A 10,007-nucleotide genomic window follows, 5' to 3' on the forward strand; every position below is an offset into this window, starting at 1 on the left:
CGGGCCGGGGCCGCGGGCCGGTCGGGGCCGCCCCCGGCCCGGCAGCGGGCCGTAGGCCCGCCCGCCGGTCACCGGGAGCCGGCCCTCAGGCAGCACGTGTCAGGCGTCGCACACCCGCGCCGCGCACTCCCCCGCGCTCCCCCGGCCGCACGCCCGCGTCAGGCGTGGGAGTGCCGGCCGTGTCCGTGCCCGCTCCGGCCGGCGAAGACCCGGTAGAGCGCCAGGATGATGACGGACCCGACGATCGCGGCGATCCACGTCGACAGGTGGAAGAAGCCGTTGATCGACTCCACTCCGAAGATCACCTTGCCGAGGAAGCCGCCCAGCAGTCCGCCGACCACACCGATCAGCATGGTCACCAGCACACCGCCGGGATCCTTGCCCGGCATCAGGGCCTTGGCGATCGCTCCGGCCAGCAGCCCGATGACGACCCACGCGAGAATTCCCATGATGTGTCCTCCTTGGTCGGTGCTGCCAGGCGCTTAACCTGCCGCTTCGCTCGCAAACACCGTTCGCGGGCCGAGTCGGCGACGGACTCCGTCCCGCCCCCCCCTCCGAGCCACGGGCGCACCTGCGCGCGCCCGCCCTCGTCCACCCCGCGCGTGACGCCTCGTTCGCACATTGGTCCGCACCTATTGACGCACTGGTCTAGTCCTTTTAGCCTCTGCCACACCTCCGAGGAGTACGGCCCGCCGGTGTGCGCGACACCCAGGGCCACGGCACGGCACCCCCCACCCCGCTCCACGAACCCCCCACTGGAGGACCGATCGTGTTGTTCCGAGACCTGCTCCCCCTGGGGAGAACCCTGGGCAGCCCCCTGGGGAGATCCTGTACCGGCTCCCGCGCCCGCCGCGGGGCCGCCGTCGCCGCCGCGGGCGCGGCCCTGGCCGGGCTGCTGGCCGCCACGGTGCAGACGAGGTCCTCCTCCGCCGCCGAGGACCACGCCGCCTGCCGCCCCGACGGCCTGTACGCCACCCCGGGCGTCGACGTCCCGTACTGCACCGCCTACGACACCGCCGGCCGCGAGAAGATGGGCGCCGACCACCAGCGGCGCGTCATCGGCTACTTCACCGGCTGGCGCACCGGCAAGGACGGCACCCCGGCGTACCTCGCCTCCGACATCCCCTGGGACAAGGTCACCCACCTCAACTACGCCTTCGCGCACGTCGGCCCGGACGACCGGATCTCCGTCGGGGCGGACGGCGCGAACAACCCGGCCACCGGCATGACCTGGCCGGGCGTCAAGGGCGCGGAGATGGACCCGGACCTTCCCTACAAGGGCCACTTCAACCTGTTGAACAAGTTCAAGAAGCAGCATCCGCAGGTGAAGACCCTGATATCGGTCGGCGGCTGGGCGGAGACCGGCGGGTACATCGACGAGAACGGCAAGCGGGTCGACTCGGGCGGCTTCTACAAGACGGCGACCAACGCGGACGGCTCGGTCAACCAGCAGGGCATCGACACCTTCGCCGACTCCGCGGTCGCCTTCGTCAGGAAGTACGGCTTCAACGGCGTCGACATCGACTACGAGTACCCGACGTCGATGAAGGACGCCGGCCACCCCAAGGACTGGCCCCTGGCCAACGCCCGGCGCGGCGGCCTCAACAAGGGCTACGCGGCGCTGATGAAGTCCCTCCGCGAGCGGCTCGACCGGGCCGGGGCGGCCGACGGCCGGCACTACCTGCTCTCCGTCGCCGCGCCCTCCTCCGGCTACCTGCTGCGCGGCATGGAGACGTACCAGAGCACGAAGTACCTGGACTACGTCAACATCATGTCCTACGACCTGCACGGCGCCTGGAACGAGTTCGTCGGCCCCAACGCCGCCCTCTACGACGACGGCAAGGACGCCGAACTGGCCAAGTGGGGCGTGTACACGACCCCGCAGTACGGCGGCATCGGCTACCTCAACGCCGACTGGGCGTACCACTACTTCCGCGGCGCGCTGCCCGCCGGCCGGATCAACCTCGGCCTGCCGTACTACACGCGCGGCTGGAAGAACGTCACGGGCGGCACCGACGGCCTGTGGGGAACGGCCAAGGCGACGACGTGTCCGGCCGGTTCGGGCCTCACCTCCTGCGGTGACGGCGCCGTCGGCATCGACAACCTCTGGCACGACAAGGACGACGACGGCAAGGAGTCCCCGGCCGGCTCCAACCCCATGTGGCACGCCAAGAACCTGGAGAAGGGCATCGGCGGGGACTACCTGACGAAGTACGGCTTCCCGGCCGGCACCAAGCCCACCGGCACCTACGCCCGCAAGTACGACGCGACCCTGACCGCTCCCTGGCTGTGGAACGCCGACAAGAAGGTGTTCCTCTCCACGGAGGACGAGCAGTCGGTCCAGGCCAAGGCGCGGTACGTGGTGGACAAGGGCCTCGGCGGGACCATGATCTGGGAGCTGGCGGGCGACTACGCGTGGAACGCCGGCAAGGGCCAGTACGAGCCGGGCGACACCCTGACGTCCGCGATGTACGACGCGTTCAAGGCCGCACCGGCGTACGGGGCCCGGCGCGCGACGACCGACCTGCCCGGCAAGGCCCTCGACGTCGACGTCGCGTTCACCGACTTCCCCCTCGGGGACAGCAACTACCCCATCAACCCCAAGGTCCGCATCACCAACCGGACGAAGACCACGCTGCCGGGCGGCACGGAGTTCCAGTTCGACTACGCCAACTCCGCGCCGGGGAACGCCCGGGACCAGTCCGGGTGGGGGCTGAAGGTCGTCCGCAGCGACCACACCGCCCCCAACAACATCGGCGGTCTCAAGGGTGACTACAACCGGACGTCCGTGAAGCTCCCCGCCTCGCAGCCGCTCGCCCCGGGCGCCACCGCCGTGCTCGACCTCGTCTACTACCTGCCGACGTCCACGCCGTCCAACTGGACCGTGAGCTTCGGCGGGAAGACGTGGGCCCTGGCCGGCGACCTGACGCGCGGCACGACCGTGACCGACCCGGGCGGCCCCTCGCCCACCCCGACGGCCACCCCGACGGCCACGCCCACCGGCACCCCCACCGGCGGCCCGAGCCCGACGCCGACCCCGACGGGCGGCACCTGCACCGCGCCGACCTGGGACAAGGCGGCCGTCTACACCGGCGGCACGACCGTCTCCTGGAAGGCGCACTCCTGGAAGGCCAAGTGGTGGACGCAGGGCGACGAGCCCGGCACCACCGGCGAGTGGGGGGTGTGGCAGGACCTCGGCGCCTGCTGACCCGGCCCCGTCCCCAGTCCCCCCGCCCCCTCGATCCCGTCCCCCGGCGCGTCGCCCCGACCGCCGGGGGGCGGTCGCGCGTTCAGGTCACGCGTGCGGCCCGCCGGCCGCGTCCGCAAGCCCCCGGCCCCGAATCCTGTGGTCGATCCTGTGGTTCCGCCGTCGGGACGACGGGATCCCCCGGTTCCCATACTCGGTTGGATCACCGACGCGAGGGCTGGGGATGCTACCGAAACTGAAGTCCGACGTACTGTTCGTGCCCACTCCCGACGGAGCCCACGTCTTCGGCGCGGGCGCCGACGTCGCGCTGCGCGGTCCGGCCGCCTACCGGCTGCTGGACCGGCTCGCTCCGCACCTGGACGGCTCGACCGAACTCGACGCGCTCGTCCGCGGTCTGCCGGACGGGACCCGTACCGCCGTGGAGCGGCTGGTGCGCCGGCTGGAGACGGCCGGCTGCCTCGTCGACGCCGCCGCGGACCTGCCGCACGACCTGTCCGCCCGCGAACTCGACACGTACGCGGCGGAGATCGCGTTCGTCGAGTACCACGCCTCCTCGGCGGCGCGGCGGTTCCAGACGTACCGGGACAGCGCGGTGACGGTCGTCGGCGCGGGTCCGGTGTTCACCGCCCTGGTCTGCTCGGCGCTCCGCTCGGGCGTGCGACGGCTGCGGGCCGTCCACGCCCCGGACGGGGACGCGGACCCCGGCGCGGACTCCACCGCCGACGCCGACCGGCTGTCCGAACTGGCCGCCGAGGCGGCGCTCCGCGACCCGGACCAGACGCTGGAGCGGGTGCCGTTCTCGGACGCGGAGGAGGCCCGGCTGGCGACGGCCGACGCGGTGCTGCACGTGGCCGCCGGCCCCGCCGCGGACCGGGCGCCGCGCCTGGACCGGCTGTGCCGCGCCTCGGGCACCCTCCTGGTGCAGGGCGTGGTCCTCGACGACGTGGCCTGGCTGGGGCCGCCCGGCCCGGACTGGTCCTCGGCCTGGTCGCGGCTGCGCGCCCGCCCCCCGTACCGGACGGGCACGTTCCTGACCGGGCCCGCGGCGGCGGTGGTCGCCGGGCACCTCGGGCTCGCCGCCCTCCGCGCGCTGGCGGGCATCGCGGAGCCGGGCGCGCGGACCGTGCTGACCAGGATCGACCTGGAGACCCTGCGCACCTCCACGCACGCCTTCCTGCCCCACCCGGCCGCGCGCCCGGCCGGCCCGGAACCGGTGGAGGAGTTCACCGCGCGGATCGGCCGGCTGCGCGCGGCGGCCCCTTCGGGCGAAGACGAGTTCTCCGGCGCGGCGGCGGCCTGTTTCGACCCGTACACCGGCGTCCTGCGGACGCTGGACGAGGGCGACTTCACGCAGGTGCCGTTGCACGTCACCGAGGCCGTCCCGCACCTCGCCGACTCGGGCGGCCCGCGGGTCTTCGGCGCGGGACGGGACTTCGCCGAGGCCAGGCGGCAGGCGGCCCTGCGCGGGCTCGCCCGGTACGCGGCGGCCTCGCCCGACCCGCGCCGGTACGGGCCCGACGGCACGGTGTGGGGCTGGGACCTCGCCGGGGAGCGGGCGGTCCCCGTCCCCGCCGGCACGGCGTTCTCCGCCGGAACCGGCCTCGCGGCCCGGCCGTCCTGGGACGACGCGGTGGACGACGCCCTCGGGCAGCACTGCGCCCGGCTCGCGGCCGAGGACGTGGCGGAGGGCCGGACGCGTCCGGTACCGCTCGACCTCGCCGACGCTCCGGCCGGCGAGCGGACCGGACGGTACCTCGGCCTGCTGCGGGCGGCCGGCGGCACCGTACGGGTCGCGGACATCGGGGGCGCGCTCGGCGTCCCGGTCCTGGCCTGGTGGCTGGACGGGCGCCCGGTGGCGGCGGCCTGCGGCCCGGACGCGGCGGCGGAGGGCCTGGAACGGGCCCTGCTGGCCCGCCAGTCGGCGATGACCGACGAGTCGGCGTACGCGCCGGAGCCGCCCCCCGGCCTCGGCGAACCGCCGGCCCCGGGCGCGCCCGCCGCCTGGCCGCCCCCGCCGGTCCGCGTCCGCCTGCTGTCCGCCCTGCGCTCCCGCGGCCTGCGTGCGGTGGCGGTTCCCCTGGACCACGACCCCGCCGTCCACGAGGTCATCCCCTTCGCGCTCCGGGTCGTGACGGCCGATGCGTGACGGCGGCCCCGGAACACCGGACACCCCGCGGGCCGGCGGCTCCGACGAGCACGACCGGGCCGGCGCCGGCGCCGGAACGCACCCCGCCGGGCCACGCCCCCAGGCGGTGGGCCGCCCCCTGCCCCGACCGGACACGTCACCGCCGGCGCGTGCGGCCACCGCCCCGGCGGTCCGCTCCTCGGCTCCTCCGCCGGAAGGCCCGCCGCCCGTTCCGCCGGGGTCCGGAGACGGGTCCGGCGTCCCGGCCTCCCGCCGTGCGGCCGCGGGGGTGGTCACCCCGGCCACCCACCGGGCGAACGAACCCGCCGCTGCGGCGGAACACCCGGCGCCGCCCGGCGACGAACCCGCCACCCCCGGCCTCCGCTTCTGGTGGCGCACCTTCGAGCGGGTGCGGGAGCTGTTCGCGGAGGGGCAGGGCGCGGAGGGCGGGGACGGGGATCCGCTGCCGGTGAAGACGTACCGCGGGCTGCCGCGGCACGTGCTGAGCGCGCCGGCGCGGCGGATCGGGGACGCGCGGTGGTCGTTCGAGGGGTTCCGCCGGGCCCGTCCGGCGGACGTCCCCGGCCGGGCAACCCTGGACGAGCCGGCCGTGTCCGCCCTCGTGCACCACGCCTACGGGCTGGGCCGGATGGAGCTGGGGCCGCACGCGGCCTGGCCGTACCACCGCGTCGTACCGTCCGCCCGCTGCTTCCACCCCGTGGAGCTGTACCTCTGGCTCGCCGCGCCCGCCGGGGAACTGCCCGCCGGCTGCTACCACTTCGACCCGGCGCACCACGCGCTGACCCGGCTGCGCACCGGCGGCGTCCCGGCCGCCCTGCACGCCGCCGCCGGCACCGGGCGAGCCGGGGACGGCACGCCGGCGCTGCTGGTGGCGGCCGTCCAGTTCCGCAAGGCGGCGTTCCGCTACCGCGACTACGCGTACCGGCTGGCCGCCCAGGAAGCGGGCATGACCGTCGGCAACGCACTGATGGTCGCGGCGGCGCTGGGCCTGGAGGGCCGCGTCCACCACCGGTTCGGGGACGCGGTGGTGGACCGGGCGCTGGGCCTGGACGGCACCGAGGAGACCGCGTTCGCCGTGGTCGACCTGCACTCCCCGGCGGACGAGTCCCCTCCGGCGGCCGGAGTGCCCGAGGCACCGCTCGACGCCATCCGGCCGGAGTACGTCCGTACGTGCCACGCCGACGCGGCGGCCTGGTCCGGGCTGACGGCGCTGGACCGCGCGTCCCGGCTGCCCGGGCCGGGCGCCCCGGTGGAGACGTCCGCCTTCCGCGCGCCGGCGGGCGGTCACCAGGCGGCCGTGCCCCTGGGCGGCGCGGCCCCGGCGCCCGGCCCGCGGGAACTGGCGGAGGCGCTGCGCGCGCGGGACTCGGGCGGCCGGATGTTCCTCCCGGCCGACGCCCCGCTGCCCGCCGCCGCGCTCGCCGGCCTGCTGCGGCACGCGCTGGAGCCGGTGCCGTCCGACCACACGGGGGAGCCCTGCCGCCCGCTGGTGGACTGCCACGTCCTCGTGCGGAACGTGGTGGGGGTGCCCGCCGGGCTGTACGAGCTGGACCCGGGGCCCGAGGCGGACCCCGCGCCCGCCCTCCTCCCCCTCCCCCACCCCGACGCCTCCGCCGTCGTGGCCATGGTGTGCGACCGGACGCCGTCGGTGAACGCGGCCAAGGCCAACGCGCTCGTCTTCCTCACCGTGGACCGGGAGGCGGGCGACCGGCTGTTCGGCCCGCGCGGATACCGGATCCTGCATCAGGAGGCGGGTGTGGTGGCGCAGCGGATCAGTGTGCTGGCCGCGGCGGAGGGGGTGGCCGCCCGGGTGACCAACGGTTACCACGACGGCATGGTCCGTGAGTTGCTCGGCGTCGGCCGGGAGCGGGTGCCGGTCTTCGTCCTCGTCCTCGGCCGCCGTCGGCCCACGGCCCAGTACGAACCGCTGCTGACCTGGTAGGACGCTCCACCACAGGGGGCGGGCCGCGGCGGAACCTACGGGTCGTCCTGCGGTCGGCCCGTAGAGACCGGGAGCCGGCCGCGGGCCGAGGATCGGTATCGACAGCGGATCCGGTCCCCGCCGGAACCGTCCCTCGCACATCGTCACGAGAGGAGGACCCATGGAGGCGAAGCTCGAACTGGACCTCGGCGACCTGAGCGTCGAGGAACTCGACGTTCTGCCGACCTCGCCGGGTGCCGGCCTGGAGTCGATCAACGTCGGCCACGCCATGGTCGAGATCGGCGCGTCGAACTGCACCTCGCGCGGCACGCCCGCGAGCTGCTGCTCCTGTTGCTGCTGCTGAAGCGGCCGCAATCCGCCGTGCCCGGCGGGCTCACCGCCCGCCGGGCACGGCGCCATCCGACCACCGGCGGGGAACGACCACCAGCGAGGAACGAGACCTTGACCGACGCCGCTCCGGACGCGCCCCTCTCGGCGGGTGTCGCCGTGCTGGGCAAGGGCCTGCTCGCCACCGCCGTCCGTACCGCCCTCGGCCGCGCCGGCCTGCTCGCCGCCGAGCCCCACGACGGCTGCTCCGCCGTGGTCACCGCGGACGACGGCTGGAATCCGGCGACCGAGCCCGAGGTGCCGGGCGTCCCGTGGCTTCCCGTCCGGGTCGAGCTCGGGACCGTCGTGATCGGGCCGTACGTCGTACCCGGCCGCCCCGGCTGCGCGCGCTGCGCCCGCACCCGGCGGACCCGCGCCCTCGGCCCGGACAGCCCCCGCGCCGAGCTGGTACGCCGTCACGGGGACCGGCTGGCGGACCGGGCCGCGCCGCTGCTGCCCGCGTGGGCCCGCGACACGGTGGCCGCCCTCGTCACCCACGAACTCACGGCCACCGGGGCCCGGTTGACGGACCGGGCCGTCCTCATGCTCGCGCTCCCCGATCTGACGGCCGGCGTCCACCCCTTCCTGCCCGTGCCCGACTGCCCGTCGTGCGGCGGGCTGCCCCCGGACCGGCCGCCCGTCCTCATGGCCGTGCCGCGCCCCAAGCCGGCACCGGACGTCCACCGGACCCGCGACCTCGCGGCCGGCTGGGACGCCCTGCGGGACGCCTACGTCGACGGCCGCACCGGAGTCGTGCGCCAGCTCGACGTGCGGACCGACTACCCGTACCCGATGGTGTCGGCCCCCCTCCACCTGCCGGGCGGCGAGCAGGAGGCCGGTTTCGGCCGGGACCTGGACTACGCGTCCTGTGCGCGCACCGCCCTGGCGGAGGCCCTGGAGCGGCTCGGCGGCGCCCGTCCCGGCGGCCGGCGCCCGACCGTACGGGCCCCCTACCGCGAGGTGGCCGGGAACGCCCTGTACCCGCCGGACCTCGGCCTCTACCCGCCGGAGCGGTACGCGGAACCCGGCTTCCCCTACCCGCCGTTCGACCCCGGCCTCGAACTGCCCTGGGTGTGGGGCCACTCCTTCGCCCGCGACGCGCCCGTCCTCGTCCCCGAGGACTACGCCTACTACCGCACCCGGCACGACGGCCCGCACGCCCGCCCCCTGGCGTACGAGGTGTCCAACGGCTGTGCCCTGGGCGGCTGCCTGGAGGAGGCGGCGCTGCACGGGCTGGTGGAGCTGGCGGAACGGGACGCGTTCCTGCTCACCTGGTACGCCCGGCTGCCCGTCCCCCGGATCGACCTCGGCACGGTGTCCGATCCGCGGATCCCGGTGCTGGCCGAGCGGATCCGGCAGGACGGCGGCCACCGGGTCGTCGCCTTCGCGACCACGCCCGAGTACGGCATCCCCTCGGTCTGGGTGATGGCCGTCCATCCCCGGCCGGGTCGTGAACCGGCGGCGGTCTGCGCGGCCGGCGCCCACTTCGATCCCGAGAAGGCGCTGCTCAACGGCCTGTTGGAGCTCACCGCGAACCTCGGCTGGAACCGGGTGGCGTGGCGCGAGGAGACGGCCCGGATCGCCGCGATGGTCGACGACCCGGAGCTGGTGCGGGAGATGCGCGACCACGCGCTGCTGTACTGCCACCCGGCCGCCTTCGACCGCTTCGGCTTCCTGTTCGGCGACGCGCCGGCGCTGCCGGTGCGGGAGGCGTTCGCGCGGGCCGACTGCCGGCCGCGCGGGGCGGACCTCCGTGACGACCTGGCCGAGGTGGTGGCCCGGTTCACCGGTGCCGGGCTCGACGTCGTCGTGGTGGACCAGACCACGGACGAGCACCGGGTGGGCGGCTTCGCCTGCGCCAAGGTGATCGTCCCGGGGCTGCTGCCGATGACCTTCGGGCACCGGATGCGGCGCACCCACGGCCTGCCGCGCCTCCGCGACCTGCCGGCCCGCCTCGGCCACCGCACGGGACCGCTCGGCCCGGACGACGTCAATCCGCACCCCCACCCCTTCCCCTGACACCCGAAGGTGACCATGGCCCAGGACTTCTCCGCCTTCTCCACCCCGGACACCTTCGGCGTGCGCGTCGGCGGTCTGCCGGTGGCGGCACTGGACGCGATGCGCTCCCCCGCGCTGTGGGAGCGGGTCGAGGCGGTGCTGGACGGCGACGAGCGGCTGACCGCGCGGGCGGTGGAGCTGTCGGACGCCCTGTTCGAGGCGATCGGGCGGACGGCTGTCGGGCAGACGGCGGAGGACCGGCCGGCGGAGGGCCGGCCGGCGGAGGGCCGGCCGGCGGAGGGCCGGCCGGCGCTGGTCGCCCTGCGCCGCGCCGTCCACAACCGGAA

The 10,007-nt window shown here is 75.7% G+C and carries 7 protein-coding genes; 6 read left to right on the forward strand and 1 reads right to left on the reverse strand.

Features of this window, described 5'->3' with window-relative positions:
• Positions 1 to 158: 158 nt before the first annotated feature.
• Positions 159 to 449 carry a GlsB/YeaQ/YmgE family stress response membrane protein gene (locus JNW98_RS30655; RefSeq protein ID WP_223771563.1) on the reverse strand — a complete coding sequence of 97 codons (291 nt, stop codon included), beginning with the start codon at positions 447 to 449 and terminating at the stop codon, positions 159 to 161.
• 368 nt (positions 450 to 817) lie between these two features.
• Here JNW98_RS30655 and JNW98_RS30660 point away from each other — a divergent pair, with 368 nt between their 5' ends.
• The 6 genes from JNW98_RS30660 to JNW98_RS30685 form a co-directional block, all read left to right on the forward strand.
• Positions 818 to 3,208 carry a chitinase C-terminal domain-containing protein gene (locus tag JNW98_RS30660; protein ID WP_372459359.1) on the forward strand — a complete coding sequence of 797 codons (2,391 nt, stop codon included), beginning with the start codon at positions 818 to 820 and terminating at the stop codon, positions 3,206 to 3,208.
• A 223-nt stretch (positions 3,209 to 3,431) separates the two neighbouring features.
• Positions 3,432 to 5,354, forward strand: coding sequence for a hypothetical protein (locus JNW98_RS30665; protein ID WP_223771564.1), 1,923 nt, complete (start codon positions 3,432 to 3,434; stop codon positions 5,352 to 5,354).
• A gap of 268 nt (positions 5,355 to 5,622) precedes the next feature.
• Entirely contained in the window at positions 5,623 to 7,296 is a 1,674-nt protein-coding gene (locus JNW98_RS30670) for a SagB family peptide dehydrogenase (protein WP_223771565.1), read from the forward strand.
• 160 nt (positions 7,297 to 7,456) lie between these two features.
• Positions 7,457 to 7,639: a hypothetical protein gene (locus JNW98_RS30675; RefSeq protein ID WP_004943468.1), complete on the forward strand. Its 183-nt coding sequence runs from the start codon at positions 7,457 to 7,459 to the stop codon at positions 7,637 to 7,639.
• Positions 7,640 to 7,737: 98 nt separating this feature from the next.
• Complete coding sequence (locus tag JNW98_RS30680; RefSeq protein ID WP_223771566.1) at positions 7,738 to 9,681, forward strand: TOMM precursor leader peptide-binding protein; 1,944 nt, start codon at positions 7,738 to 7,740, stop codon at positions 9,679 to 9,681.
• A gap of 15 nt (positions 9,682 to 9,696) precedes the next feature.
• A partial coding sequence (locus JNW98_RS30685; protein ID WP_223771567.1) for a hypothetical protein occupies positions 9,697 to 10,007 on the forward strand: 311 nt, incomplete at its 3' end.

Source organism: Streptomyces huiliensis (assembly GCF_020037025.1).
Classification (GTDB): domain Bacteria; phylum Actinomycetota; class Actinomycetes; order Streptomycetales; family Streptomycetaceae; genus Streptomyces; species Streptomyces huiliensis.